Genomic DNA, 24,801 nt, shown 5'->3' with positions numbered 1-24,801 from the left:
TCCATGAAAACCAACAAAACCATCGTCTGGATCGCCGGCGCCGCCCTGCTGGCTTGTGCTGGCATGGCACAGGCGCAAACCGTCGGTAGCTGGCTGGTGCGTGGCGGCGTGACGCATATTTCTCCCCAGGTCAGCAGTGGTGACCTGTCGGCCCCGAGCTTTACTGGCACCAAGGTCGATGTACTGGCAGACACGCAGCTGTCTGGCGGTATCACCTACATGGTCACCAACCATTGGGCCGTCGATGTGCCCCTGGCATTGCCCTTCAAGCACGATACCGTGGGCGCCGGAGCGATTGCGGGTGTCGGCAAGATCGGGGAGGTCAAGGCACTGCCCATCACCGTATTTGCGCAGTACCGCTTTTTGGAGGCTGACGCCAAGGTGCGCCCCTACGTGGGCCTGGGGCTGACCTATGCCAAGTTCTTCAAGGAACGCGGCACGGCGGCCTTGACCGGCCTGACCGGCGGGACCCCCGCAAACCCTACACTGCTCAGCGCAGAATCCAAGTTCGGTCTCACGCCGCAGATCGGCGTGAACATCGCCTTGAACGACCGCTGGTTCGTAGACCTTGCGTACTACAAGACCTTCGTCAAGACGCGCAACACGCTCTCGACCGGACAGCATATCGACGTCAAGCTCAACCCCAACACATTTACCGTCGGGATCGGCTATCGTTTTTGACCTTAAGGTCGGTTCGCACAACAAAAAACCGCCTTGGAGGCGGTTTTTTGTTGTGGCGGCCGGCCGGGCTTAGTCCGACAGCCTCCTAGGCGCGAAGCCGCAGACAGTGTTGCAGCACGGCAAGGCGAAGCAGCGGTTTAGAAAGTAAATTACCAGCGGGCGCGCAGCTTGTCGTAAGCGAAGGTGCCCAACTGGCGGTGCGCCGAGGGGCTCAGGTACACATTGTCGGCAAACACGTAGGAGTCTGCACTGGTGCCAGGCACCAGCGTGGACGCGGTGCACAGGGCCGAATTGACCTGGCCGACACCGATCCCAATGCCGTTGCCCGGATCGACGGAGGTGCAGGCAGCCTTCTGCGCATAAGAGAACGAAAAAGCCGCAGGCGTCGAGGTGAACACGTTCACGTAGTACGCCGTATCGATATACAGCACATGGGCGCCGAGGTCGTTGATGGCGATGAGCAGAGATTCGTTGAACCGGCTGCTGGCCTCGCTGAGCAGGGATTCTTGGCCGGTCGTCAGGCCCCAGGGGGTTTTGCTGAGGTCGTAGGTGCCGGACACCACCACATGGGGGGCGCCAGCTTTCACCAGGCGGAGGATCTGCGCCGCCAGATCCTTGCCGTTCTGGCGGGCCTGCGCTACATAGTCGGTGGCGCTCAAAGTGCCGGCGCGCACGGCAGCCATGCCAACGATGAGGTCGCTGATGCCGCCATTGAGCAGCACGATATCGTTGGCAGCAAAGGTTTTGCTGGCCAAAAAGCTGTCGATTTGCGCGGTAATCGTGGGAGTGCTGGCATCCCCTGCGGCATCGGGCTGGGCGGAAATGCGGGCATTGCCTTGCGCATAGCTCAGACCACCGGCGGACACCGGTGCCAGCGTCTTCTGGTAGTGGGATGCCACTTGCAGCGTCCAGTTGTTCACGGTGCCGTTATTCACCGTATAGCGGCTGCCTTTCTGGCCGACATCGCTGTAGGCGTCTCCAAACGCAATGAACCGATCGGGCGTGATCGCCGATTCGGTGGTACTGGAGCCGCAGGCCGCCAAAAGTACGGCCGACGCACATGCGGCGACCAGGGCGGTGCGGCGCATCCAATTTGCTGCCATGGTGTGTTCTCCAATCAGGGTTTGCTAGTGTAACGATCTGGCCGCGAGCCCATCAGGCAGCCGCAGCCCGCTGCAGTCGGTCGCGCACGCCTTCCCAGGGGGGCGTGTCGGGCGGGGTTTCGATCCAGATGAGGCGGGCGCCCGCATCGTCGAAGCTGCGCAGCACCGCAAACAGTTGTTGAGCGGTCGCTTCAGGGTCTTCGGGCATGCGGCGCAGCAGCACCTGGCGCGATGTGCTGCGCAGTGCTGCACGCGCATACACCGCCAGGTGTGCGGCATCGGCGCCCAACAAGTCCAGGCCCGTCTGCAGTGCTTTGGCATTCATCAGCCGCACCGTCGCCGTGGGCGCGTAATGCGCCTCCAGGGTGCCCGAGGCACGCGGTGTGAGCGTCGGCAGTTCATCCCGGGAAAGGGGGCGCAGGCCGCAGGCAGCTTCGATTTGTTCGCGGGTGATGGCACCAGGGCGCAGCAGCACGGGGACGCCCCGTGTGCAGTCGACGATGGTGCTTTCAATGCCCACGGTGCAGGGGCCTCCGTCCAGCACCAGCAGGGCTTCGCCCAGTTCGTCCTGCACATGCTGCGCGGTGGTGGGGCTGACGCGGCCAAAGCGGTTGGCGCTGGGTGCGGCCAGGCCCCACACGGGTGGGGCACCTGCTTCGTCGTGCGCAGCACACGCTGCCAGCAGCGCGTGGGCTACGGGGTGGGCGGGGCAGCGCAGGCCCACGCTGTCCTGTCCGCCCGTGGCCGCCGTGGCTGCGCCGGGCAGGCGCGGCAAAATTAACGTGAGCGGGCCGGGCCAGAAAGCATCCACCAGTGCCTGGGCAAAAGCGGGAACATCGCGTGCGAAATGCGTTATGCCGGTGGCGTGGGCCACATGGACGATGAGCGGGTGGTCGTTGGGGCGCCCCTTGGCCGCAAATATTTGCGCCACAGCAGCGTCGTTGGATGCGTCGGCCGCCAGGCCATAGACCGTTTCGGTGGGCAGACCAACAAGGCCGCCACTGCGCAAGGTGCGGGCCGCGCTGGCAATGGCAGAGGGCAGGTAGCCATCCAGAATCATGTGCGTCTTCAGAACGGGGCAATGCCCAGCAGCGCCGCTGCCTGCAAGGCCGTGGCGCGCGCCGCAGCGGCCGTGGGCGCGGTGATGTTCAGGTGCCCCATCTTGCGGCCGTGCTTGGCCAGGCTTTTGCCGTACAGGTGCAGGTGCGTGCCCGGCAGGGCCAGCACCTCGGCCCAAGGGGGTGTCTGGGCCGTGTCGCCGTGGGCAAACCACAGGTCGCCCAGCAGGTTCAGCATGACGGCGGCGCTGTGCTGGCGCGGCTGCACCAGCGGCAGGCCGGCCAGCGTGCGCACTTGCAGTTCAAACTGCGACACATCGCAGGCGTTCTGGCTGTAGTGGCCGCTGTTGTGCGGGCGCGGGGCGATCTCGTTGACGACCAGGCTGCTGTCCTGCAGCACAAAGAACTCCACGCACAGAACGCCGACATACTGCAGCTCTGTTGCTATTGATTTCGCAGCTTCTACCGCTTGACTGGTAAGCGCTGGAGGCATATTTTCTTCATAAACCTCGGTGACGGCGAGGATGCCGTCCCGGTGCAGGTTGCGCTGTACGGGCAAATGGACAATGTCGCCATCCTGCCCGCGCGCCACGATCACCGAGCATTCCAGCGCCAGCGGCAGCATTTTTTCGAGCACGCAGGGCACCTGGCCGACCGATGCCCATGCGGCGGCCAGTTCGGCGGCGGTTTGCACGCGCACCTGGCCCTTGCCGTCGTAGCCCATGCGGGCCGTTTTCAGAATCCCGGGAATGAGTGATGCCCCCACGCTCCCCACTGCGTGTGGTTCGCTGCCCCCCGAGGGGGCGCTCGCTTGCTTGGGGCGGCCCGGCGCGGCGCTCGTATCCGCCGACACGGCGGCCAGCTGTTCGGCTGTTTCGATCACCGCATAGGGCGCGCAGGGCACGCCGCAGCGCACGAAATGGGCCTTCTCCTGGGCGCGGTCCTGCGCCACGGCCACGGCACGCGCGGCGGGTGCCACAGGGCACTGCCCGGCCAGCGCGGCCAGCGAGACGGCGGGCACGTTCTCGAACTCGGTGGTCACCGCGTCGCACAGTGCGGCCAACTGGGCCAGGCCATCGGGATCTTCGTAGCCGGTCTGGATGTGGTGGTGGCTCACCAGCCCGGCCGGGCTGGTGGGGTCCTGGTCGAGCACGGCCGTGAAGTAGCCCATGGTCTGCGCGGCATGCACGAACATGCGGCCCAGCTGGCCGCCGCCCAGCACTCCGAGGGTGCTGCCGGGCGCAAGCGGGTGTATGGGGTGCGCGGTCATGCGGCGGGCGGCAAGGCCATGGCGCGTGCCGCTTCGGTTTGCGCAGTGCGAAAGGCCTCCAGGCGCTGGCGCAGTGCGGAGTCTTCATTGGCCAGCAATGCCACGGCAAACAGGGCCGCGTTGGCCGCCCCGGCGGTGCCGATGGCGAAGGTGGCCACCGGAATGCCCTTGGGCATCTGCACAATGCTGTGCAGCGAGTCCACCCCTTGCAGATGGCGGCTGGCCACGGGCACGCCCAGCACGGGCACGGTGGTTTTGGCGGCGATCATGCCCGGCAGGTGGGCGGCGCCGCCCGCACCGGCAATGATGGCCTTGAGGCCCCGGCCGCACGCGGCCTCGGCGTAGGCGAACATGTCGTCGGGCATGCGGTGGGCCGAGACCACGCGGGCCTCGTGCGCGATGCCGAATTGCTGGAGAATCTCCACTGCGTGCTGCATGGTGTCCCAGTCGCTGCTGGAACCCATGACCACACCGATCTGGATGGGTGTCATAGTGTGAGGGGCAAAGCGCCATACTGGGCCGCCTGCCGCGAGTGTGAACCCGTGATTTTACTTTTTGCAGCCCGCTGCTTGAAAGGGGCCATTGCCACATGATCGACATCACCGTAGAAAACTTTGAAGCCGAGGTCGTTGCCGCCTCCATGACTGTACCCGTGCTGGTGGACTTTTGGGCGCCCTGGTGCGGTCCCTGCAAGTCCCTCGGGCCCGTGCTGGAAAAGCTCGAAACCGAATATGCAGGCCGTTTCAAGCTCGCCAAGGTCGACTCTGACCAGGAGCAGCAGCTCGCCGCCATGTTCGGCATCCGCAGCATTCCCACCTGCGCGCTGCTGATGAACGGCCAGCCCGTCGATGGCTTCACGGGCGCGCTGCCCGAGGGCAAGGTGCGCGAATTCCTCGACAAGCATGTGCCCAGCGCCGAAGAAGCCCTGGCCGAAGAAGAGGAAGAGCAGGCGCTCGATGCGCTGGCCGAAGGCGACACCGATACCGCGCTGGAAAAGCTCCAGCACGCCGTCGCCACCGACCCGGCCAACGACGATGCGCGCTTTGACTACGTCAAGCTGCTGCTGCAGCTCGGACGGGACGACGACGCCAAGGTGGCCTTCGCCCCGGTGATCGCCAAGGCGCCCGGATCGCGCAAGCTGGGCGCCCTCAAGGTCTGGATGGATGCTCTTGATTTTGTAGCTGTTAACGATTTTGGGGCGGACGCTGGAGCCCAGTTTGATGCAAAAATCACCGCCAACAAGCGCGACTTCGAGGCCCGCTTTGGCCGTGCGCGCTGGCTCATGGTGCAGCAGCGCTGGCAGGACGCCATGGACGAGTTGTTGGAAATCTTGATGCGCGACAAGGCCTGGAGCGACGAGGCGGCACGCAAGGCCTATGTCGCCATCCTCGAAATCATCGAGCCGCCCAAGGTCAAGGTGGCCGACGGCCAGATCCCGCCCGAAGACCCCGTGGTGGCCACCTACCGCCGCCGCTTGTCCAGCGTGGTGCTGAGCTGAGTCGCGCCGTCCCGGTCAGGCGACCCGCTGGGGGCGCTGGCCGGGCTGTGCGTGCTGGCCCTCGGTCGCCAGCACGCGCGTGGCGTTGAGGCTGCGGATCGGGATGGACATGTCCTGTGGAATGCCGCCCGACAATTGCAACGCCATATAGCGCCCGCAGCACACCCGCAAAAAGGACGCAAAGTTGTCCACGCTGCCCCGTTCGGCCAGCAACTCATCGTGCAGCCGGGCGCACAGCTGCGGCACGCTCATGCCGTCGCGCGCGGCAATTTCTTCCAGCACCTGCCAGAACAGGTTCTCCAGCCGGATGCTGGTGGCCACACCATGCAGCCGCACCGAGCGGGCGCGGCAGGTGTAGAGAGTGGGGTCGGCGCTGATAAAGACCTGGCACATGGCGGGTATCTCCAGGGGGCAGAAGGCAAGCGCCATCTTGCGCGCTTGCCCAGGGGCGTGCAAGCGGGCAAGCCCGGGAGGGCTGGAGGGCTCGGCCTCTCAGTGTGTGATGCGCGTACCCAGCACGGCCAGAAACTGCGCAATCCAGTCCGGGTGTGCGGGCCAGGCCGGGGCGCTGACCAGGTTGCCGTCGGTGTGGGCCTTGTCCACGGCAATGTCGGCATACCGGCCACCGGCCAGCTCCACCTCGGCGCGGCAGGCCGGATAGGCCGAGCAGCTGCGCCCCTTGAGAACGCCCGCGCCCGCCAGCAATTGCGCGGCGTGGCAGATGGCAGCCACGGGCTTGTTGGCCTCGAAGAAGTGCTGCACCGCCGCGACGACCGCCGGATAGGTGCGCAGGTATTCGGGCCCGCGCCCGCCGGGCAGCACCAGTGCGTCGTAGTCCTGGGGTTTGACGTCGGCAAAGCTCGCGTTGAGGGTGAAGTTGTGCCCCGGCTTCTCGCTGTAGGTCTGGGCGCCCTCAAAGTCGTGGATCGCGGTCTTGATCTGCTCGCCCGCCTTCTTGTCGGGGCACACGGCGTGCACCTGGTGGCCTACGGCCAGTAGCGCCTGGAAGGGCACCATGGTCTCGTAGTCTTCGCAGTAGTCGCCACAGATCATCAAAATTTTTTTCCTGGCCATGCGTGTCTCCTGGGTTGTGAAAAGGCAGCACCCATTTTTCCGGCATATGCGCCGGGCGTGGTGTTAGCCGGTTACTACAACCAGGATTGAACGCAGTGCTGCTGCACTGCGATGGCAGATCAGCCCGTCAGCCGCTCCAGCGCTTCGCGGTACTTGGCGGCCGTCTTCTCGATCACGTCCTGCGGCAGGCGTGGGGCCGGGGCCGTTTTGTCCCAGGGCTTGTTGCTGCCCATCTTGGCCTGCTCCAGCCAGTCGCGCACGAACTGTTTGTCGTAGCTGGGCGGGTTCTCGCCGGCAGCCAGTGCGGCGGCGTAGCCTTCCACGGGCCAGTAGCGCGAGCTGTCGGGGGTGAGTACTTCGTCCATCAGCACCAGCGTGCCATCGGGCGCCAGGCCAAATTCGAATTTCGTGTCGGCAATGATCATTCCCTTGGCCAGGGCGATCGCGGCGGCCTCCTTGTAGATGGCGATGCTCAGGTCGCGGATCTTTGTTGCCAGCTCAGGGCCGATCATCTCCACCGTGCGCTCGAAGGTGATGTTCTCGTCATGCTCGCCCGCCGCAGCCTTGGCCGCCGGGGTGTAGATGGGCTCGGGCAGTTGGGCCGCGTTGGTCAGACCCGGGGGCAGCGGCACGCCGCAGACCGACTGGCTCTCCTGGTACTCCTTCCAGCCGCTGCCGGCCAGGTAACCGCGTACCACCGCTTCGACCGGAATGGGTTGCAGGCGCTGCACGAGCATGGAGCGGCCGCGCACCTGCGCCGCTTCTTCGGGGCTCACCACGCTTTCGGGATCTTCGCCCGTGAGGTGGTTGGGGCAGATGTGGCCGAGTTTGTCGAACCAGAACAGCGCCATCTGTGTCAGCAGTTCCCCCTTGCCCGGAATGGGCTCGCCCATGATCACGTCAAACGCCGAAAGGCGGTCGCTGGCCACCATCAGGATGCGGTCATCGCCCACAGCGTAGTTGTCGCGCACCTTGCCGCGTGCCAGCAGGGGCAGCGAAGCCAGGGCGGAGGTATGCAGGGCGGGAGAGCTGGGCTGGGTCATGGTGTGGGCGCGCGCGGGCGCAGCGAAATGGGATGTTCGGGGAGGGGTGGTTTTTGACGGGCCGCAGGTTGCGGCAGAACCCGATTTTAGGCGATGAGGGCGCCTTCATCGGATGGCGCTGGCCTTTGCTGGCGATCCGCGTAGCGGTCAACCGAGCCATTGTGCGCGCTTTTTAGGGCCTTGGCACCTGGCGAACCATAACCCGCCAAAGCAGGTCGGTATCGCATTGCTTTTGCCCCCGGCCAAGGGCATAGTGAAAGCACGGTTGTGGCGCGTGCCACGGGCCGAGCCGCCCTACAGGACGGCGTTCTTTCACCGAGTGACACAGGAGACTTGTATATGAATCTGACGATCAGCGGTCACCACCTCGAAGTAACCCCCGCCTTGCGCAGTTACGTCACCTCCAAGCTGGACCGGATCACCCGGCATTTCGACCAGGTGGTTGATGTGAAGGTGCTGCTGTCTGTGGAAAAGCAGAAGGAGAAGGAAAAACGCCAGCGTGCTGAGTGCAACATTCGCGTCAAGGGAAGCGACCTGTTTGCCGAAACCGCCCATGCCGACCTGTATGCCGCCGTGGATGAGCTGGTCGACAAGATGGACCGGCAGGTGGTGCGTCACAAGGATCGGCTCCAGGATCACCACTCCGATGCGCGTCGTCGTATGGTTGCATGACGGATCTGCCGTCTCGCCGGGCCCTCGCGTCCGGCTCCGGTCAACCGCCTGCAAAGGCGGTTTTTTGTGCGCCGTACACCATTTTTAAGGGCAGGAGCCAAGCGGTGCATAATCGGCCCCCTAAATTGCCATGAACCGTCTTTCCTCCATTTTGCCCGCAGCCCAAGTGCTCGTGAGCGTTGACGCCACCAGCAAAAAACGCGCTTTTGAAGAAGCCGGTCTGCTGTTTGAAAGCCTGCATGGCCTCTCGCGTGCGTTGATCACCGACAGCCTGTTTGCCCGTGAACGGCTGGGCTCCACCGGCCTGGGCCATGGCGTAGCCATTCCGCATGGTCGCATCAAGGGGCTCAAGGCACCGATGGCGGCGGTTTTCCAGCTCGCGCAGCCCATCGGTTTTGATGCGCCCGATGAGCAGCCCGTGGGCCTGCTCATCTTCCTACTGGTGCCTGAGGCGGCTACGCAGAAACACCTCGAGATTCTCTCGGAAATCGCAGAGCTTCTCAGCGACGGTGTGCTGCGCGAGAAGATCAAGGCCTGCACCGATGCCACCGAATTGCACGGCATGATCGCCGGCTGGCAATCCGCCCAGACGGCCTGAAAACGCTGGACGCTGCTGCGCTGCCGTGAAACCCAATGTTGTCAGTGCCGATGTCCTCTTCGAGGAATTTCGTGGCCACCTGAAATGGGAATGGATCGCTGGTTTGGGCGCCTCAGAGCGGCGCTTCGACGAAGTGGCGGTGCGCTCGGCCCGCTCAGGCGCCGACTTGGTGGGCTACCTCAACTACATCCATCCTTACCGCGCCCAAATTCTGGGGGAGCGGGAGATCACTTACCTCTCCAACGCCACGCCCGAAGATTGCCAGCGCCGTATTGCGCGCATCGTGACGCTTGAACCCCCGGTGCTGGTGCTGGCCGACGGCCAGACCGCCCCCGATGCGCTCATCTCCATGTGCGAGCGGGCACAGATTCCGATGTTTGCCACGACCGAATCGTCGGCTTTCGTGATCGATGTGCTGCGTGCCTTCTTGTCCAAGCATTTCGCCGACCGCACCACCATGCACGGCGTTTTCATGGACATCCTGGGCCTGGGGGTGATGATCACCGGTGAATCCGGCCTGGGCAAGAGTGAGCTCGGGTTGGAACTGATCTCGCGTGGCCAGGGCCTGGTGGCAGACGATGCGGTGGACCTGTTTCGCATCAACCAGACCACCATTGAGGGCAAGTGCCCCGACCTGCTGCAAAACCTGCTGGAAGTGCGCGGCATTGGCCTGTTGGACATTCGCGCCATCTTTGGCGAGACAGCGGTGCGTCGCAAGATGCGCCTCAAACTCATCGTGCACCTGGTGCGCAAGGAAACGTTGGAGCGGGAATACGAACGCCTGCCCTATGAGCCCCTGACCCAGGATGTACTGGGGGTACCAATTCTCAAGGTGGTGATTCAGGTGGTGGCAGGGCGCAACATCGCCGTGCTGGTGGAGGCTGCAGTGCGCAACACCATTCTCCAGCTGCGCGGTATCGATACCTACCAGGAATTCGTCGACCGGCACCGCCGCGCCATGGAGCAGGGCTGACCTTGCCCTTGCGGCCGTCGGTTTAGCGGTTGCTGCGGGTCTTGGCGCACTCGGCGCAATGTCCGTACAAGGCCATGGAGTGGTCTTTGACCACCCAGCCCTTGGCTTTGGCGACCATCTGCTGGCGCTTCTCGATTTCCGGATCGTAGAACTCTTCAACCTTGCCGCATGCGGTGCAGATGAAGTGGTCGTGGTGCTTGCCTTCATCCAATTCATACACGGCCTTGCCGCTTTCGAAATTGCTGCGGATCAAGATGCCCGCTTGCTCGAACTGTGTGAGCACCCGGTAGACAGTGGCCAGACCGATGTCGGAACGCTCCTCCAGCAGCACGCGGAATACATCTTCAGCCGTCATGTGGCGCTGCGCACCCTTCTGGAAGATTTCGAGAATCTTCAACCGGGGCAGGGTGGCCTTGAGTCCTGTGCTTTTGAGTTCGTCGATGTTCGTCATGGCAGATCCGTGGTGCGCCGCATACCAGGGCGATGGGCTCATGGGGGCGCCAGGGCCCGGAGGCCTGCCGCTACAATGGGCCGATCATATCCTCAAGCTTTTTGCCATGTCTGCCCTAGCCCATCGCAGTGCCCGTCTGGGGTTTTTCCTGTTGATCGGCGCCAGTCTGGCTGCCTGCGGCAGCTTTGACGGTGCCAGCAGTCGGCTGGTCAGCGTGGTCACGCCCTACCGTGTGGATGTCGTGCAGGGCAATTTTGTCTCGCGCGAGCAGGTTCAGGCCTTGCAGCCCGGCATGGGCCGCCAGCAGGTGCGCGACATTCTGGGCACCCCCCTGGTGACCAGCCTTTTCCATGCCGACCGCTGGGAGTACGTTTTTACGCTCAAGCGCCCTGGCGTGGATGCGCAAACGCGCAAGCTCACGGTGTTCTTCAAGGGTGATGCGCTGGAGCGCCATGAGGGCGACGAAATGCCGACGGAGAGTGAGTTTGTTGCGGGTCTGGACGCTCGCAAGGGCAAGCATGCCGTGCCCGTGCTGGAGGCGACCGAGGCGCAGTTGGCCAAATTCCCCGCGCCTGCGGCTGACAAGGCGGCGCCTGCCCCCGCTGAGCCCGCACCCGCCCGCCGCTACCCGCCGCTTGAATCCACCGCACGTTGAGTGCCCGGCGCCCATCGCAGCGCTGCACTCTGCAAATAAGGAACACCATGACCGGGATTTCTTCACCCGCCCGTCCCACCGCCGTATGCCGTGTTGCTGTGGCAGGGGCGTCTGGCCGCATGGGCCGCATGCTGATCGAGGCGTTGCGCGACAGCGATGATTGTGTTTTGGCAGGGGCGCTCGATGTCCCTTCCAGCCCAGCCATTGGCTCGGATGCCACCGCCTTTTTGGGAGTGGCCAGTGGCGTGCCGATCACAGCCGACCTGCGCATGGGGCTGGGCAATGCCGACGTGTTGATCGACTTCACGCGGCCCGAAGGCACGCTGGCCCATCTGGCCGTGTGCAGCGAGTTGGGGGTGAAGGCTGTCATTGGTACTACCGGGTTCACCGAGGCGCAAAAAACCGAGATCGCTGCCTATGCGCAGCGCACAGCCATTGTCATGGCGCCGAACATGAGCGTGGGTGTGAACGTCACGCTCAAGCTATTGGAAATGGCGGCCAAGGCCCTGGCAACAGGTTATGACATCGAGATCATCGAGGCGCACCACCGTCACAAGGTCGACGCGCCCTCGGGCACCGCGCTCAAGATGGGCGAGGTCATTGCCGATGCGCTCGGGCGTGACTTGAAGGACTGCGCCGTCTATGCCCGCGAGGGTGTCACGGGCGAGCGCGATCCGTCGAGCATTGGCTTTGCCACCATCCGGGGCGGCGACATTGTGGGCGACCACACCGTACTGTTTGCCGGCACGGGCGAGCGCATCGAAATCACCCATAAATCGTCCAGCCGTGCCACGTATGCACAGGGCAGCCTGCGCGCCGTGCGTTTCCTGTGCGGGCACAGCGTGGGCATGTTTGACATGTTCGACGTGCTGGGACTGCGCTGATACCGACCGCCATGGATTCCTTGCACTGGTGGCGCCAGGGAGACGCCGTGACACAGGCCACGGCGCTGCTGCTGCTGGCCATGTCCGTGGCCAGTTGGGTGGTGATTGTGTGGAAGCTGCTGTTCCTGCGCCGCGCCCGTGGCGACGTGGCGCGCTGCATGGCTGCTTTCTGGCAAGCCCCCTCGTTGGAGGTGGCGCAGCAAACCCTGGCTTCTTTGGACCGCGAAGCGCTGGTGCTGCCGATGGTTGCAGCGATCCATTCCATCACCGATGAGGCGCCCGCCCGCAGCCTGGGCGCGTTGGGCCCGAAGGCGCAGCAATTGACGCGCGTGCTGCGTGGGGCTTTGCATGGCGCATTGGCCCGGCTGCAGTTCGGCCAGGTGCTGCTGGCCACTGTAGGTTCCACCGCGCCCTTTGTCGGACTGCTGGGCACGGTATGGGGTATCTACCATGCGCTCACGGCCATTGCCGGGGCGGGGCAGATCAGCATCGACCGGGTGGCCGGCCCGGTGGGTGAAGCCCTGGTCATGACCGCCGCAGGGCTGGCTGTGGCCATCCCCGCCGTGCTGGCCTACAACTGGTTCGGCCGCATGATTGGGCACATTGAGGTCGACCTGGAAGGCTTTGCGCTGGATTTGCGCGACTGGCAGGCGCCTGCGCAACAGGGCGGCGCATGAGCACGCACTGCCGGAGGCCCTGCTGATGGCCTTTGGACGACTGGAGCGCAACGCTGCGCCGCAGCCCATGAGCGACATCAACATGACCCCGCTGGTCGATGTGATGCTGGTGCTGGTGGTGATCTTCATTCTGACCGCTCCGTTGCTGGCCAGCTCCATTCGGCTGGACCTGCCGCGTGCCGACGGCACCGTACCGGGTGCCGCACCCCAGGCCGTCACGCTGGTGGTCGACAAGGCCGGGCAGGTGTTCCTGGACGACCAGCCACTGACACAAGAGGCATTGGCGCAGCACCTGGCAGAAACAGCCGCCAGCCAACCCGATACCGAGGTGCAGCTGCGCGCCGATGCCGCTGTGCCTTATGGGCGGGTGGTTGAAATCATGGGCGCGGCGCATGCCGCAGGGCTGCAGCGCATTGGTTTCGTGGCCGACCCCGCGGCGGCTGCACCGTCGCCTTCGACACGCTGAACAAGCGCGGCGCTGCCAGCGCCTAAAATCCCGGCAACGCAGCGGTTTGCGGCTGCACCTTCTTATTTCCGGGCATCCATGCAAGACAAATACCAACACACTGAGGTCGAGCGCGCCGCGCAGGCGCACTGGACGGACGGCGACGCTTACCGCGTGACCGAAGACAGCAGCAAAAAGAAGTTCTACGCCTGCTCCATGCTGCCCTACCCCAGCGGCAAGCTGCACATGGGCCATGTGCGCAACTACACGATCAACGACATGCTCACGCGCTACCTGCGCATGAACGGCTACAACGTGCTGATGCCCATGGGTTGGGATGCGTTTGGCCTGCCGGCCGAGAACGCCGCGATGAAAAACAGCGTGCCACCGGCGCAGTGGACCTACGACAACATCGCCTACATGAAGAAGCAGATGCAGGCGATGGGCCTGGCCATCGACTGGAGCCGCGAGATTGCCACCTGCGACCCCACTTATTACAAGTGGAACCAGTGGCTTTTCTTGAAAATGCTGGAAAAAGGCATTGCCTACCGCAAGACCCAGACCGTGAACTGGGACCCAGTGGACATGACGGTGCTGGCCAACGAACAGGTCATTGACGGCAAGGGTTGGCGCACCGGCGCGCCAGTGGAAAAGCGCGAAATTCCCGGCTACTACCTGAAGATCACCGGTTACGCCGAAGAACTGCTGGCCAATGTGGCCGGTGACAAAATGCCCGGCTGGCCCGAGCGCGTCAAGCTCATGCAGGAGAACTGGATCGGCAAGAGTGAGGGCGTACGCTTCGCCTTCCCGCACACCATCCACGGCACGGATGGGGCGCTGATCGGCGGCGGCAAAATGTACGTGTTCACCACGCGCGCCGACACCATCATGGGCGTCACTTTCTGCGCCGTGGCGCCCGAGCACCCGCTCGCCACCCACGCAGCCAAGACCAACCCCGCGCTGGCTGCCTTCATCGAAGAATGCAAGAGCGGCGGCACCACCGAGGCCGAGCTCGCCACCCAAGAGAAGAAGGGCGTGCCCACGGGCCTGTTCGTCACCCACCCACTGACCGGCGAGCAGGTGGCCGTGTGGGTGGGCAACTATGTGCTCATGGGCTATGGCGACGGCGCCGTGATGGGTGTGCCTGCGCATGACGAGCGCGACTTTGCTTTTGCCCTCAAGTACGGCATCGACATCAAGCAGGTGGTGCTGGTCGATGGCGAGACTTTCGACTACCACCAGTGGAATGACTGGTACGCCGATAAGCAGCGCGGCGTCACCGTCAACTCCGGCAGCTTCAGTGGCCTGTCGTACAAGGACGCCGTGGCGGCCGTGGCCCATGCGCTGGGCGAAAAGGGCCTGGGCGAACTCAAGACCACCTGGCGCCTGCGCGACTGGGGCGTCTCGCGCCAGCGCTACTGGGGTACGCCCATCCCCATCATCCATTGCGACGAGCACGGCGCCGTGCCGGTGCCGGAAAAAGACCTGCCGGTGGTGCTGCCCACCGACTGCGTGCCCGACGGCTCGGGCAACCCGCTGCACAAGCATGAAGGCTTCCACGCCGGTGTCGTCTGCCCGGTCTGCGGCAAGGCCGCGCGGCGCGAGACCGACACCATGGACACTTTCGTCGACAGCTCGTGGTACTTCATGCGCTACTGCGACCCGAAGAACACCGAGGCCATGGTGGCCGAAGGTGCTGATTACTGGATGCCGATGGACCAGTACATCGGCGGCATCGAGCACGCCATCCTGCACCTGCTGTACGCGCGCTTCTGGACCAAGGTGATGCGCGACCTGGGGTTGGTCAAGGTCGATGAGCCCTTCACCAAACTGCTCACGCAGGGCATGGTGCTCAACCATATCTACAGTCGCCGCACCGACAAGGGTGGCAAGGAGTATTTCTGGCCGCACGACGTGGAGCATGTCCACGACGCGGCGGGCAAGGTCGTCGGTGCCCGGCTGGTCAACGCCGTGGGTGATTTGCCCGTGGGCACCGCCATCGACTACGAGGGCGTGGGCACCATGTCCAAGTCCAAGAACAATGGCGTGGACCCGCAGGACCTGATTGAAAAGTACGGCGCCGACACCGCTCGCCTGTACACCATGTTCACCTCGCCGCCCGAAGCCACGCTGGAATGGAACGATGCCGCCGTCGAAGGCAGCTACCGTTTCCTGCGCCGAGTCTGGAACTTCGGTTTCAAACTGGCTGCTATGGATGGTGTAGCTGCCAGCGCAAGTGTGGCGGGCGCTACAAGCCTAAAAGATGTAAATTTTGGCAAGGAGGCCAAGGCCCTGCGCCTGGAGATCCACACCGTGCTCAAGCAGGTGGACTACGACTACCAGCGCATGCAGTACAACACCGTGGTCTCGGGCGCGATGAAGATGATCAATGCGCTCGAAGACTTCAAGGCCCTGGATTGCGCGGGCGCACAGGTGGCACTGATCGAAGGCTTTGGCATTTTGCTGCGCTGCCTGTACCCGGCCACGCCGCACATCGCGCACGGCTTATGGAGCCAGCTGGGCTACGCACAGCACCTGGGCGATCTGCTCGACGCACCCTGGCCACAGGTGGCGCCCGATGCGCTGGTGCAGGACGAAATCGAACTGGTGTTGCAGGTCAATGGCAAGCTGCGCGGCGCCATCCAGGTGCCGGCACAGGCCGATAAGGCCGAGATCGAGCGCATTGCCGTGGCCAGCGAGGTCTTTGTGGCCCATGCGGGCGGCGCCGCTCCCAAGCGCGTGATCGTGGTGCCCGGGCGCCTGGTCAACGTGGTGGTATGAAGTGAAACGCCCCCCTGTGTCGCTGCGCTCCTTCCCCCCGCTCTCGCAGGGGGACGCCCCCAGTGCGGCGGGGCGGCCCTTGCACGGGGGCCGCTGGCCTGGGCCGCGCCTGTTTCATGCGTCGTGGGTGGCGCGTAGTGCAATGGGCCATCCTAGAGACAGCAGTTGACCGCTTTGTATCTCTTGCTAAGCCGCATGAAAGCTATCGTTGATGGCTTCGATGGTGTTCACCTGATGGGTGGGAGCGCTATGCACCCGTCAGCACTGCGCTCAGAGCGCTATGCGGCGTTGCTCCTCCTTGTGGGTAGGAGCCTGCCGCGTCGTCTCGCCTTGCCTGACACCCAGATCACGGCACCGGCGGGCACATCCAACTGCCGTTTCTAGGATCATTGATATGCAAAGACGCGCCCTTCTGACCCTCGTGCCCGCCGCCGTTCTGGCGGGTTGTGGCTTTCGCCTGCGAGGGGTGCCCGAGTTTGCGTTCGGCTCCCTTTTCATCGCCGCACCGCCAGCTTCGTCCCTGGCGTTGGAGCTGCAGCGCACGCTGGAAGGCGCAGGCGGGCCGCTCAAGGTGCTGCGCGACCCCGCTGCGCTGCCCACGGCCGAGGCCGTGCTGGATCTGTTGTCTGAGCAGCACGAGCGCGCCGTGGTAGGGCTCAATGCCTCCGGCCAGGTGCGCGAACTGCAGTTGCGTCTGCGCATCCGTTTTCGCCTGCGTACGCTGGATGGCACAGCCCTCATTCCCGACACCGAGCTGCTGCAGCAGCGCGATATCAGCTACAGCGAAACCATCGCACTGGCCAAGGAAGCCGAAGAGGCACTGTTGTACCGCAACATGCAGACCGACCTGGTGCAGCAACTGCTGCGCCGCCTCGCGGCCGTCAAACCTTAGTTTTTTGCAGACACGCGCATCAGCGTGCTCTTGCCAAACAGGGATTCCACCAAGTCCACCGCGAGTAAAGCGGTCTTGTTGCGCACATCCAGCGCGGGGTTGAGTTCGACGATGTCGAGCGAGGCCAGGCAGCCGCTGTCGGCAATCATCTCCATGCACAGCTGCGCCTCGCGGTAGGTCGGGCCGCCGGGCACCGTGGTGCCCACGCCGGGAGCGATGTCCGGGTCGAGAAAATCCACGTCAAAACTCACGTGCAAGTGGGTGTCGGCATCCAGGCCATCGAGCGCTTGCAGCATGGTCTGGCGCATGCCCACTTCGTCGATGAAGCGCATGTCAAACACCTCCAGCCCCTGTTCGTGCACAAAGCGCTTCTCGCCCGCGTCCACGCTGCGGATGCCGATTTGGCGGATCTGGTCGGGACGCAGTGCAGGCCCGCCGCCGGGCATGCGCGCCAGTTCGGTCAGTGCAGCCGGGCCAAACCCGCACAGGCAGGCTACGGGCATGCCATGCACGTTGCCGCTGGGAGTGAGCGCACTGGTGTTGAAGTCGGCATGGGCGTCCAGCCACAGCACGCGCAGCTTGCGGCCGGTGTCCACGCAATGGCGCGCCACGGCGCTGATGCTGCCCAGCCCCAGGCAGTGGTCGCCGCCCAGCAAAACGGGCAGGTGGCCCTGCTGCAGTGCGCCGCGCACCGCATCGAAAACAGCCTGGTTCCACAGCACCACTTCGTTCAAATGGCGGTAGCCATTGACCGGCGGTAACCAGGGGTTGGCCGGGCCGTTGAGGTTGCCGCGGTCCAGCACCTGCAGACCACGGCTTTCCAGCGCCGCCTGCAGTCCCGCCACGCGCAAGGCCTCAGGCCCCATGGAGGCACCGCGTGCGCCCGCGCCAATGTCGGTGGGCGCGCCAATCAGGCTGATGGGGGAGCGGGTGCGGGATGTGTCGGGGTTCATGCGGGCAGGGCCTCCGGATGGGCGGGGGTGGGGGCCTGGCGGGCCGCGCCGTGCAGCACGCCGAACAGGTCCTTGGGGTCTTGCATCTCTGGCACCAAATCAATGGGGGTCGCCAGGTGCGGGTATTGTTGCAGCAGCGCGTGCAGTGTGCGCAGGGCCGAGAAATCCTCCAGTGCAAAACCGACTGAATCAAAAACCGTCACCTCCTGCCCCGTGCGCCGACCTGGTGCTGTGCCGCGCAGCACGCGGGTGAACTCGGTCACGGCAAAGTCGGCGGGCAATTGCTGGATTTCGCCCTCGACGCGCGATTGGGGTTCGTACTCGACCACCACAAGGGCGTCGCTGCGGCGCAGGATGCCTTCGTGCAGTTCGGTCTTGCCAGGGCAGTCGCCACCCACGGCATTGAGGTGCATGCCCGCCTCGATCATCTCGGGCAGCAAGATGGTGGCGTTGCGCTTGTCGGCGGTGACCGTGGTCACGATGTCGCTGCCGCGCACGGCCTCCTGCACCGATGCGCAGCGCACGATCTGCAGGTCCGGCAGGTCCAGGCGCGTTAGGTTGCGTTCGAGTTTTGCGCTGGCTCCGGGGTCTGTGTCGAACAGGCGCAGTTGGCGGATGCCCTGCAGGTGATAGAAAGCCAGCGCCTGGAACTCGCTTTGCGCGCCATTGCCGATCAGCGCCATGGTGCGGCTGTCCTGCCGGGCCAGGTGGCGCGCGGCCAGCACCGACATGGCGGCGGTGCGCAGTGCGGTGGTCAGCGTGAGTTCGGACACCAGCAGCGGGTAGCCGGTGTCCACATCGGCCAGTACACCAAAGGCCGTGACGGTGAGCAAGCCCTCGGCCGTGTTCTTGGGGTGGCCGTTGACATACTTGAAGCAGTACAGGTGCCCGTCGCTGGTGGGCATGAGTTCGATCACTCCGACGGGGGAGTGAATGGCGTGCCGCGCCGATTTGTCGAACTGCTCCCAGCGCCGGTAGTCGCTGTCCATGGCCTCCACCAGTTGCTCCAAGAAATGTGCCAACCCGACGTGCTGCACCAGTTCGCGTACGCTGTTTACGCCCATGAAATTCACCATGATGGTCTCCTTATCTTGTGTATGCAGAGAATTCTCCGCAAGGGCGCGGCCAAAGAAAAGTGAGAAAATTGTGCAATTACTGCAGGATGCAATGCACTTTGCCAGTGAAAAATAGCGCTATGCGCAATCAAGGGCGCTGCTGAGGGGCCGAGTGCACTGGCCGCACCAGGGCGGGGCGATACACTGCCGCCCATGCAAGTCGCCCTGGCCCAACTGACCGCACAGCTGCAACGCGGCCTTGCGCCGCTGTATGTGCTGCATGGCGACGAAGCCCTGTTGCAGCAAGAGGCAGCGGATGCCATTCGCTCCGCCGCACGCGCCCAGGGCTACACCGAACGCAGCAGCTTCACCGTGGCGGGCGCGCATTTCGACTGGAGCGCGGTGCTGGCGGCGGGCGGCAGTCTGAGCCTGTTCGCCGACCGGCAGATCATCGAAATCCGCATCCCCTCGGGCAAGCCCGGCAAGGATGGCAGTGTGGCGCTGCAGCAGATCGCTGAAGGCGCGCGGGGCAACGACAGCACGCTCACCGTGGTGCAACTGCCCAGGCTCGACAAGGCGACCAAAACGGGCGCCTGGTTTGGCGCGCTCGACGCTGCGGGGGTGGCGGTGCAGATCGACCCCATCGAGCGCGGTGCGCTGCCGCAGTGGATTGCCCAGCGCCTGGGCGTGCAGGGCCAGCGCGTGGCGGCGGGAGAAGAGGGCCAGCGCACGCTGCAGTTTTTTGCCGACCGGGTGGAAGGCAACCTGCTGGCGGCGCACCAGGAGATCAGCAAGCTGGGCCTGCTGCATCCGCCGGGCGAGCTCTCGCAGGCGCAGGTGGAGGCGGCCGTGCTCAACGTAGCGCGCTACGACGTTTTCAAGCTCTCCGAGGCGGTGCTGGCGGGCCAGGTGCTGCGCGTGCAGCGCATGCTCGATGGCCTGGAAGCCGAGGGCGAAGCGCCGGTGCTGGTGCACTGGGCTCTGGCCGAGGATATTCGCGCCTTGAAGCGCGTGAAAGATGCCATGAACGCAGGCCGCCCCTTGCCCATGGCCCTGCGGGAAAACCGCATCTGGGGCACCAAGGAGCGCCTGTACGAACGCATCCTGCCGCGCGTGGGCGACGCCGCGTTGGCGCGCCTGCTGCAATCGGCCCACCTGGTGGACGGCATCGTCAAGGGCCTCAAGCAGCCCGACTGGCCGACGCAGCCCTGGCAGGCGTTGCAGCGGTTGGCAATGCAGCTGGGTAAAACCTGTCGCGGTTAGTGGGTGACACGCGCTGGTGTGAGTCGCCCGCGACCCATACAAGCTGCGCGGGCACAGGGCGAACTTATTTGCCGTCGCCCACGACAAACGTCACTTGCATGTTCACGCGATACGAGGTGATGCGGCCGTCTTCTACGGACACTTTCTGCTCCTTGATCCAGGCGCCGCGCACGTTTTTCACGCTGTCGCAGGCGCGGGCGATGCCCTGGTTGATGGCATCTTCAAAACTCTTGGCGCTGGTGGCGCTGACTTCAATGACCTTGGCTACGCTCATGGGAAATCTCCTGTAAAGGGATGGCAAAACAGCTTGCCAGTGAGCTTTCCATGCTAGTTCTGTGCCGCGATTCGTCTGTCAGCGGTGAACGCACCACGGCGTAGGAGGAGGCGCTGGGCGTGCGCCCAGGGTGAATAAGGCACCGGTTCTCGCCCGGCTTGTAGGGAAGGCGTGGGCCAGGCGTTGCGCGGGCGCTAACTGCGGCAGAATCCAGGCATGAACGCCCTCAACGTCTCCGAATACACCCAGACCCTCGGTTTGCAGGCAAAAGTGGCTTCAGCCCTTATGGCTAAAGCGCCAGCAGCTATCAAAAACAAAGCGCTGCGTGCGCTGGCGCGCTTGCTGCGCGAACAAACCCCGGCGCTGCAGCAGGACAACGCGCGTGACCTGGAGCGCGCCCGCGCCGCCGGCCTGGCCGAGCCCCTGGTGGACCGCCTCAAGCTCACACCCCAGGTGCTGGAGACCTGCGCCCAGGGCTGCGAGCAGTTGGCCGCCATGCCCGACATCATTGGCGAGATCATCGGCATGAAACAGCAGCCCAGCGGCATCCGCGTGGGCCAGATGCGCGTGCCGATTGGTGTGTTCGGCATGATTTTCGAGAGCCGTCCCAACGTCACCATCGAGGCGGCCAGCTTGTCGATCAAGAGTGGCAATGCCTGCATCCTGCGTGGCGGCTCCGAGGCGATCGACTCCAACAAGGCGCTGGCCCGGTTGGTGCAGCAGGCGCTGGCCGAGGCGGGTTTGCCGCAGGATGCCGTGCAACTGGTGCAGACCACCGACCGCGCAGTGGTGGGCCAACTCATCACCCTGCCGCAGTATGTGGATGTGATCATTCCGCGCGGTGGCAAGGGTTTGATCGAGCGCATCAGCGCGGACGCCAAAGTGCCCGTCATCAAACACCTGGACGGCAACTGCCACACCTATGTGGACGACCCCTGTGACCTCGACATGGCCGTGCGCGTAGCCGACAACGCCAAGACCCAGAAATACAGCCCCTGCAACGCCAGCGAAAGCCTGCTGGTGGCGCGCGGCGTGGCCGCGGCATTCCTGCCCCGCATCGGCAGCATCTTCGCGGAAAAAGGGGTGGAAATGCGGGTTTGCGCCGAAAGCAGGGCGCTGTTAGCTCCTGTTTCGGGAGCGAAACTGGTCGATGCCACCGAGCAGGACTGGTCTGAGGAATACCTCGCGCCCATCATCTCCATCCGCGTGGTGGCGGGCGTTCAGGAAGCCATTGACCACATCAACCAGTACAGCAGCCACCACACCGAGGCCATCCTCACCTCTGACCACAGGCATGCCCAGCAGTTTTTGCGCGAGGTGGATTCCAGCAGCGTGATCGTCAACGCCAGCACGCGCTTTGCCGATGGTTTTGAATACGGGCTGGGCGCCGAGATCGGCATCAGCACCGACAAATTCCATGCGCGCGGGCCTGTGGGGATCGAAGGCCTGACCTCGCTCAAATACGTTGTGCTGGGCGAAGGCGAAGTGCGTGCCTGAGCGTGCGCCACGCTTACATTGCGCCTGACGCACCATGAAAATCATCATTCTGGGGGCGGGCCGCGTGGGCCAAAGCGTGGCCGAAAGCCTGGTGTCCGAGCGCAACGACATCACCGTCATCGACACCGATGCCGACCGCCTGCGCGAGCTTGAAGCCCACCTGGATCTGCGCGGCGTGGTGGGCAACGGCATTGACCCTGCGGTGCTGGCCGAGGCTGGCGCCAAGGACACCGACATCCTGATTGCCTGCGCAGCGCAGGACGAGACCAATCTGGTGTGCTGCAAGGTGGGGCAACTGTTGTTCAACATCCCCACGCGCATTGCGCGCGTGCGCTCGTCGGGGTTTGATGCCGCCGGACCGCTGGCAGGTCCCGAGGGCTTTGCTGTCAGCATCATCTGTCCCGAGGCTTCGCTCACGCGCTACATCAGCAAGCTCATCGAATACCCCGAGTCCATGCAGGTGCGCGAGTTTGCCGGCGGGCGGGCCTGCCTGGTGGCCACGCGCGCGGTCGCGGGCGCACCCATGGTGGGCAAAACCATTGGCGAGGTGCGCGAAGCGACGCCCGATGTGGCCATGCGCCTGGTGGCCATTTACCGCCGCTTTCCGGAGGAGCCCGACCGTTTTGTGCCGTGCAGCGGCAGCACGCGCATCGAGCCCGGTGACGAAGTGTTTGTGCTCGCCGCACGTGAGAACCTGCCTTTTGTGTTGGCGTCGCTGCACCGCCGCAATGGCCAGCAGGCGCGCACGGTGCGCCGCATCATGGTGGCCGGTGGCGGCGATGTAGGTTTGCGCTTGGCGAAAAAGCTCGGTGCCGAACCGGGGCGCTTTCACGTCAAGCTGATTGAGGACAACCCGCAGCGCTGTATCGACCTGGCCTCTGCGCTGCCCTCGCATGTGCTGGTGTTGCAGGGTGATGCCACTGACGAGAAGCTGCTCGAGAGCGAGAGCATCGAAGAGGTGGACCTGTTTCTCTCGCTCACCGATGACGACGAGGACAACATCATGTCCAGCCTGCTGGCCAAGCGCATGGGTGCCAAGCGCGTGCTGGCGCTGATCAACCGGCGCAGCTATGCCGACCTGATGCATGGCACGCAGATCGACATTGCCCTGTCCCCTGCGCAGGCCATGCTGGGCGAGCTGCTGGCGCATGTGCGCCGGGGCGATGTGCAGGCCGTGCACAGCCTGCGCCGCGGCGTGGCCGAGGCGCTGGAGATCGTGGCGCGTGGCGACCGCAAGAGCTCGCGTGTCATCGGGCGCAAGGTGAGCGACTTGCGCTTGCCCGAGGACGTGCACATCGGGCTGATCGTGCGCGGCTTGCCCGAAGCCGGTGCCGAGGTGTTGCCCGGTGCGCCGAGCGTACCGCCCGAGGTCATCATTCCGCACAGCCATACGGTGATCGAAAGCAACGACCACGTGGTTTTCTTCCTGCCCCACAAGCGCCTTGTGCCGGATGTGGAAAAACTCTTCCGCGTGAGCGCCACGTTCTTCTAACGCTGCAGTCCGCAGCGCTTGTGCCATGACCGACGTTTTTCCCGTTCTGCGCGTGCTGGGCATGCTGATCATGCTGTTTGCCATGGCCATGGGCGTGCCGCTGGCGGTGTCCTGGTACTGGCAGGATGGCGTGTGGCAGGTTTACCCGCTGTCCATGGGCGTGACGTTGCTGGCGGGCCTGGCTCTGGTGGTTTTTCTGCGCCGCTACAAACGCGAGTTGCAGCCGCGCCATGGCGTGATGCTGGTGTCGCTGGTATGGGCGCTGCTGCCGCTTTTTGCCTCCATACCGCTCATGCTGGCGTGCGACGCGGTCGGACGCCCCTTGTCTTTCACCCATGCCTATTTCGAGGCGGTGTCAGGCCTGACGACCACCGGGTCGACTGTTTTGTCGGGCCTGGACAGCTTGCCGGTATCGGTCAATGTGTGGCGCACCTTCCTGCAGTGGATCGGCGGCATGGGCATCCTGATCCTGGCCGTGGCCGTGCTGCCGCTGCTGGGCGTGGGCGGCGCCCAGCTGTTCAAGGCCGAAGCCGCTGGCCCCATCAAGGACACCAAGCTCACGCCGCGCATGACCGGAACGGCCAAGGGGCTGTGGGGGGTTTATTTTTTCTTTTCGCTCGGCTGCGCGCTGGCCTACTGGCTGGGCGGCATGGAGCCGCTCGACGCCGCCATGCACATGTTCACGACGGTGAGCCTGGGCGGGCTGTCATCGCACGATGCGAGTTTTGCGCACTTCCAGTCGCCGCTGCTGGAATGCATCGCGCTGGTGTTCATGCTGCTGGCGAGCTGCAATTTTGCGCTGTATTTCGTCGCCATGCGCAAGGGGCACTGGTACGGTTTTTGGCGGGACCCGGAGATGCGTGCCACGTTTACCGCGCTGCTGGGCGGCGGCCTGTTCGTGGCCGCCCTGTTGTGGGCCAAGGGGGTGTACGGTCCGCTGGAGGCGCTGCGGCATGGCGTTTTTCATGTGGTTTCGGTGGCTACCACCACGGGTTATGCTACGGTGGACTATCTGACCTGGCCGGTGTTTGCGCCGGTGTTCATGCTCATGCTCTCGGGCGTGGCCACCAGCGCCGGCTCGACCGGCGGAGGCATCAAGATGGTGCGCATGCTCATTCTGGTCAAGCAGGCGCGCCGCGAACTCACGCGCCTGGTGCACCCGAACGCAGTGCAGCCCGTGCGTCTGGGCGGCGCGGTGGTAGAGCCCCGCATGATTTTTTCGGTCATGGCCTTCATGCTGGTCTATGGTGGCACCATCATCGTTTTGAGCATGGTGCTCATGCTGACCGACCTCGACCCGCTGACGGCCTTCAGCGCTGTGATCGCCAGCGTCAACTGCACCGGCCCGGGCCTGGGCATCGTCGGGCCAACCTCTAACTACACGGTGCTGACCGACTTCCAGACCTGGGTGTGTACGCTGGGCATGCTGCTGGGGCGCCTGGAGATCTTGAGCTTTATGGCGCTGCTGACGCCGGCGTTTTGGCGGCGCTGAGGCTGAGAAATGGGCATCTG

26 protein-coding genes are annotated in these 24,801 nt (G+C 64.5%); 15 read left to right on the top strand and 11 right to left on the bottom strand.

The window, feature by feature from the left end; genetic code table 11:
- The first annotated feature begins 3 nt into the window (after positions 1–3).
- Positions 4–681: an OmpW family outer membrane protein gene (locus tag C8D04_RS12835; RefSeq protein ID WP_233521169.1), complete on the top strand. Its 678-nt coding sequence runs from the start codon at positions 4–6 to the stop codon at positions 679–681.
- 149 nt (positions 682–830) lie between these two features.
- On the opposite strand, the gene C8D04_RS12830 is transcribed toward C8D04_RS12835, so the two are convergent.
- From C8D04_RS12830 to purE, 4 genes are read right to left on the bottom strand one after another with little or no spacing between them, the layout of a single operon-like run.
- Entirely contained in the window at positions 831–1,784 is a 954-nt protein-coding gene (locus C8D04_RS12830) for an SGNH/GDSL hydrolase family protein (protein ID WP_116005204.1), read from the bottom strand.
- A 52-nt stretch (positions 1,785–1,836) separates the two neighbouring features.
- A complete protein-coding gene (locus C8D04_RS12825) occupies positions 1,837–2,844 on the bottom strand; it encodes an L-threonylcarbamoyladenylate synthase (protein WP_116005203.1) in 1,008 nt (335 codons plus the stop codon).
- A gap of 8 nt (positions 2,845–2,852) precedes the next feature.
- Positions 2,853–4,112: a 5-(carboxyamino)imidazole ribonucleotide synthase gene (locus C8D04_RS12820; RefSeq protein WP_116005202.1), complete on the bottom strand. Its 1,260-nt coding sequence runs from the start codon at positions 4,110–4,112 to the stop codon at positions 2,853–2,855.
- Positions 4,109–4,603: a 5-(carboxyamino)imidazole ribonucleotide mutase gene (gene purE, locus C8D04_RS12815; protein ID WP_116005201.1), complete on the bottom strand. Its 495-nt coding sequence runs from the start codon at positions 4,601–4,603 to the stop codon at positions 4,109–4,111. Before purE ends, C8D04_RS12820 begins: the two co-directional genes overlap by 4 nt.
- Positions 4,604–4,701: 98 nt before the next feature.
- Here purE and trxA point away from each other — a divergent pair, with 98 nt between their 5' ends.
- Positions 4,702–5,610 (top strand): thioredoxin, encoded by a 909-nt coding sequence (gene trxA, locus C8D04_RS12810; RefSeq protein ID WP_116005200.1) that lies wholly within the window; start codon positions 4,702–4,704, stop codon positions 5,608–5,610.
- A 15-nt stretch (positions 5,611–5,625) separates the two neighbouring features.
- Here the strand turns inward: trxA and C8D04_RS12805 are convergent, their stop codons facing one another.
- From C8D04_RS12805 to C8D04_RS12795, 3 genes are all read right to left on the bottom strand, one after another.
- Positions 5,626–6,003, bottom strand: coding sequence for a ribbon-helix-helix domain-containing protein (locus tag C8D04_RS12805; protein WP_116006177.1), 378 nt, complete (start codon positions 6,001–6,003; stop codon positions 5,626–5,628).
- A 99-nt stretch (positions 6,004–6,102) separates the two neighbouring features.
- Positions 6,103–6,684, bottom strand: a complete 582-nt coding sequence (locus C8D04_RS12800) for a DJ-1/PfpI family protein (protein ID WP_116005199.1) — start codon at positions 6,682–6,684, stop codon at positions 6,103–6,105.
- A gap of 119 nt (positions 6,685–6,803) precedes the next feature.
- On the bottom strand, positions 6,804–7,727 hold the full coding sequence (locus tag C8D04_RS12795) for a phosphoribosylaminoimidazolesuccinocarboxamide synthase (RefSeq protein ID WP_116005198.1): 924 nt from the start codon (positions 7,725–7,727) through the stop codon (positions 6,804–6,806).
- A 339-nt stretch (positions 7,728–8,066) separates the two neighbouring features.
- Between C8D04_RS12795 and raiA the strand changes: the two genes are divergently transcribed.
- From raiA to hprK, 3 genes are all read left to right on the top strand, one after another.
- A complete protein-coding gene (gene raiA, locus C8D04_RS12790; protein ID WP_116005197.1) occupies positions 8,067–8,399 on the top strand; it encodes a ribosome-associated translation inhibitor RaiA in 333 nt (110 codons plus the stop codon).
- A gap of 130 nt (positions 8,400–8,529) precedes the next feature.
- A complete protein-coding gene (locus tag C8D04_RS12785) occupies positions 8,530–8,997 on the top strand; it encodes a PTS sugar transporter subunit IIA (protein WP_116005196.1) in 468 nt (155 codons plus the stop codon).
- 25 nt (positions 8,998–9,022) lie between these two features.
- Positions 9,023–9,970: an HPr(Ser) kinase/phosphatase gene (gene hprK / locus C8D04_RS12780; protein WP_116005195.1), complete on the top strand. Its 948-nt coding sequence runs from the start codon at positions 9,023–9,025 to the stop codon at positions 9,968–9,970.
- Between the two features lie 22 nt (positions 9,971–9,992).
- Here hprK and fur read toward each other — a convergent pair whose 3' ends face one another.
- Positions 9,993–10,421 (bottom strand): ferric iron uptake transcriptional regulator, encoded by a 429-nt coding sequence (gene fur, locus C8D04_RS12775; RefSeq protein ID WP_116006176.1) that lies wholly within the window; start codon positions 10,419–10,421, stop codon positions 9,993–9,995.
- Positions 10,422–10,527: 106 nt separating this feature from the next.
- Here fur and C8D04_RS12770 point away from each other — a divergent pair, with 106 nt between their 5' ends.
- From C8D04_RS12770 to lptE, 6 genes are all read left to right on the top strand, one after another.
- Complete coding sequence (locus tag C8D04_RS12770; protein ID WP_116005194.1) at positions 10,528–11,076, top strand: outer membrane protein assembly factor BamE; 549 nt, start codon at positions 10,528–10,530, stop codon at positions 11,074–11,076.
- A gap of 47 nt (positions 11,077–11,123) precedes the next feature.
- Positions 11,124–11,960 (top strand): 4-hydroxy-tetrahydrodipicolinate reductase, encoded by an 837-nt coding sequence (gene dapB, locus C8D04_RS12765; protein ID WP_116005193.1) that lies wholly within the window; start codon positions 11,124–11,126, stop codon positions 11,958–11,960.
- Between the two features lie 11 nt (positions 11,961–11,971).
- The gene (locus C8D04_RS12760) at positions 11,972–12,637 is read left to right on the top strand and encodes a MotA/TolQ/ExbB proton channel family protein (RefSeq protein ID WP_116005192.1); all 666 of its coding nucleotides are present in this window, start codon (positions 11,972–11,974) and stop codon (positions 12,635–12,637) included.
- A 25-nt stretch (positions 12,638–12,662) separates the two neighbouring features.
- Positions 12,663–13,103 (top strand): biopolymer transporter ExbD, encoded by a 441-nt coding sequence (locus C8D04_RS12755; protein ID WP_116005191.1) that lies wholly within the window; start codon positions 12,663–12,665, stop codon positions 13,101–13,103.
- A gap of 78 nt (positions 13,104–13,181) precedes the next feature.
- Positions 13,182–15,863, top strand: a complete 2,682-nt coding sequence (gene leuS, locus C8D04_RS12750) for a leucine--tRNA ligase (protein WP_116005190.1) — start codon at positions 13,182–13,184, stop codon at positions 15,861–15,863.
- A 394-nt stretch (positions 15,864–16,257) separates the two neighbouring features.
- Positions 16,258–16,755 carry an LPS assembly lipoprotein LptE gene (lptE, locus tag C8D04_RS12745; protein ID WP_116005189.1) on the top strand — a complete coding sequence of 166 codons (498 nt, stop codon included), beginning with the start codon at positions 16,258–16,260 and terminating at the stop codon, positions 16,753–16,755.
- Here lptE and rocF read toward each other — a convergent pair.
- Positions 16,752–17,708 carry an arginase gene (rocF, locus tag C8D04_RS12740; protein WP_116005188.1) on the bottom strand — a complete coding sequence of 319 codons (957 nt, stop codon included), beginning with the start codon at positions 17,706–17,708 and terminating at the stop codon, positions 16,752–16,754. The genes lptE and rocF overlap by 4 nt on opposite strands.
- Complete coding sequence (locus C8D04_RS12735) at positions 17,705–18,784, bottom strand: ornithine cyclodeaminase (protein WP_116005187.1); 1,080 nt, start codon at positions 18,782–18,784, stop codon at positions 17,705–17,707. Before C8D04_RS12735 ends, rocF begins: the two co-directional genes overlap by 4 nt.
- A gap of 192 nt (positions 18,785–18,976) precedes the next feature.
- On the opposite strand from C8D04_RS12735, the gene holA reads away from it, so the two are divergent.
- Positions 18,977–20,026 carry a DNA polymerase III subunit delta gene (holA, locus tag C8D04_RS12730; protein WP_116005186.1) on the top strand — a complete coding sequence of 350 codons (1,050 nt, stop codon included), beginning with the start codon at positions 18,977–18,979 and terminating at the stop codon, positions 20,024–20,026.
- Between the two features lie 64 nt (positions 20,027–20,090).
- Here the strand turns inward: holA and C8D04_RS12725 are convergent, their stop codons facing one another.
- A complete protein-coding gene (locus C8D04_RS12725) occupies positions 20,091–20,300 on the bottom strand; it encodes a dodecin family protein (protein WP_116005185.1) in 210 nt (69 codons plus the stop codon).
- Positions 20,301–20,516: 216 nt separating this feature from the next.
- Between C8D04_RS12725 and C8D04_RS12720 the strand changes: the two genes are divergently transcribed.
- From C8D04_RS12720 to C8D04_RS12710, 3 genes are read left to right on the top strand one after another with little or no spacing between them, the layout of a single operon-like run.
- Positions 20,517–21,797, top strand: coding sequence for a glutamate-5-semialdehyde dehydrogenase (locus C8D04_RS12720; protein ID WP_116005184.1), 1,281 nt, complete (start codon positions 20,517–20,519; stop codon positions 21,795–21,797).
- A gap of 34 nt (positions 21,798–21,831) precedes the next feature.
- A complete protein-coding gene (gene trkA / locus C8D04_RS12715; protein WP_116005183.1) occupies positions 21,832–23,289 on the top strand; it encodes a Trk system potassium transporter TrkA in 1,458 nt (485 codons plus the stop codon).
- Between the two features lie 25 nt (positions 23,290–23,314).
- Positions 23,315–24,781, top strand: a complete 1,467-nt coding sequence (locus C8D04_RS12710; protein WP_116005182.1) for a potassium transporter TrkG — start codon at positions 23,315–23,317, stop codon at positions 24,779–24,781.
- Positions 24,782–24,801: the final 20 nt, after the last annotated feature.

Origin of the sequence: Simplicispira sp. 125, assembly GCF_003096555.1 — a bacterium.
Classification (GTDB): domain Bacteria; phylum Pseudomonadota; class Gammaproteobacteria; order Burkholderiales; family Burkholderiaceae_C; genus Simplicispira.
The sequence above is the reverse complement of the archived record's forward strand: the minus strand, read 5'-3'. Positions and strand labels throughout refer to the sequence as shown.

What these genes read in the sequence shown, in the direction of transcription:
- C8D04_RS12720 (WP_116005184.1), top strand. Translation starts at nt 20,517, where the DNA reads ATGAACGCCCTCAACGTCTCCGAATACACCCAGACCCTCGGTTTGCAG.
- C8D04_RS12830 (WP_116005204.1), bottom strand. Translation starts at nt 1,784, where the DNA reads ATGGCAGCAAATTGGATGCGCCGCACCGCCCTGGTCGCCGCATGTGCG.
- dapB (WP_116005193.1), top strand. Translation starts at nt 11,124, where the DNA reads ATGACCGGGATTTCTTCACCCGCCCGTCCCACCGCCGTATGCCGTGTT.
- C8D04_RS12835 (WP_233521169.1), top strand. Translation starts at nt 4, where the DNA reads ATGAAAACCAACAAAACCATCGTCTGGATCGCCGGCGCCGCCCTGCTG.
- C8D04_RS12710 (WP_116005182.1), top strand. Translation starts at nt 23,315, where the DNA reads ATGACCGACGTTTTTCCCGTTCTGCGCGTGCTGGGCATGCTGATCATG.
- C8D04_RS12820 (WP_116005202.1), bottom strand. Translation starts at nt 4,112, where the DNA reads ATGACCGCGCACCCCATACACCCGCTTGCGCCCGGCAGCACCCTCGGA.
- trkA (WP_116005183.1), top strand. Translation starts at nt 21,832, where the DNA reads ATGAAAATCATCATTCTGGGGGCGGGCCGCGTGGGCCAAAGCGTGGCC.
- C8D04_RS12785 (WP_116005196.1), top strand. Translation starts at nt 8,530, where the DNA reads ATGAACCGTCTTTCCTCCATTTTGCCCGCAGCCCAAGTGCTCGTGAGC.
- C8D04_RS12805 (WP_116006177.1), bottom strand. Translation starts at nt 6,003, where the DNA reads ATGTGCCAGGTCTTTATCAGCGCCGACCCCACTCTCTACACCTGCCGC.
- trxA (WP_116005200.1), top strand. Translation starts at nt 4,702, where the DNA reads ATGATCGACATCACCGTAGAAAACTTTGAAGCCGAGGTCGTTGCCGCC.
- C8D04_RS12760 (WP_116005192.1), top strand. Translation starts at nt 11,972, where the DNA reads ATGGATTCCTTGCACTGGTGGCGCCAGGGAGACGCCGTGACACAGGCC.
- C8D04_RS12800 (WP_116005199.1), bottom strand. Translation starts at nt 6,684, where the DNA reads ATGGCCAGGAAAAAAATTTTGATGATCTGTGGCGACTACTGCGAAGAC.
- C8D04_RS12735 (WP_116005187.1), bottom strand. Translation starts at nt 18,784, where the DNA reads ATGGTGAATTTCATGGGCGTAAACAGCGTACGCGAACTGGTGCAGCAC.
- C8D04_RS12755 (WP_116005191.1), top strand. Translation starts at nt 12,663, where the DNA reads ATGGCCTTTGGACGACTGGAGCGCAACGCTGCGCCGCAGCCCATGAGC.
- purE (WP_116005201.1), bottom strand. Translation starts at nt 4,603, where the DNA reads ATGACACCCATCCAGATCGGTGTGGTCATGGGTTCCAGCAGCGACTGG.
- C8D04_RS12725 (WP_116005185.1), bottom strand. Translation starts at nt 20,300, where the DNA reads ATGAGCGTAGCCAAGGTCATTGAAGTCAGCGCCACCAGCGCCAAGAGT.
- C8D04_RS12795 (WP_116005198.1), bottom strand. Translation starts at nt 7,727, where the DNA reads ATGACCCAGCCCAGCTCTCCCGCCCTGCATACCTCCGCCCTGGCTTCG.
- leuS (WP_116005190.1), top strand. Translation starts at nt 13,182, where the DNA reads ATGCAAGACAAATACCAACACACTGAGGTCGAGCGCGCCGCGCAGGCG.
- rocF (WP_116005188.1), bottom strand. Translation starts at nt 17,708, where the DNA reads ATGAACCCCGACACATCCCGCACCCGCTCCCCCATCAGCCTGATTGGC.
- C8D04_RS12770 (WP_116005194.1), top strand. Translation starts at nt 10,528, where the DNA reads ATGTCTGCCCTAGCCCATCGCAGTGCCCGTCTGGGGTTTTTCCTGTTG.
- raiA (WP_116005197.1), top strand. Translation starts at nt 8,067, where the DNA reads ATGAATCTGACGATCAGCGGTCACCACCTCGAAGTAACCCCCGCCTTG.
- C8D04_RS12825 (WP_116005203.1), bottom strand. Translation starts at nt 2,844, where the DNA reads ATGATTCTGGATGGCTACCTGCCCTCTGCCATTGCCAGCGCGGCCCGC.
- lptE (WP_116005189.1), top strand. Translation starts at nt 16,258, where the DNA reads ATGCAAAGACGCGCCCTTCTGACCCTCGTGCCCGCCGCCGTTCTGGCG.
- fur (WP_116006176.1), bottom strand. Translation starts at nt 10,421, where the DNA reads ATGACGAACATCGACGAACTCAAAAGCACAGGACTCAAGGCCACCCTG.
- holA (WP_116005186.1), top strand. Translation starts at nt 18,977, where the DNA reads ATGCAAGTCGCCCTGGCCCAACTGACCGCACAGCTGCAACGCGGCCTT.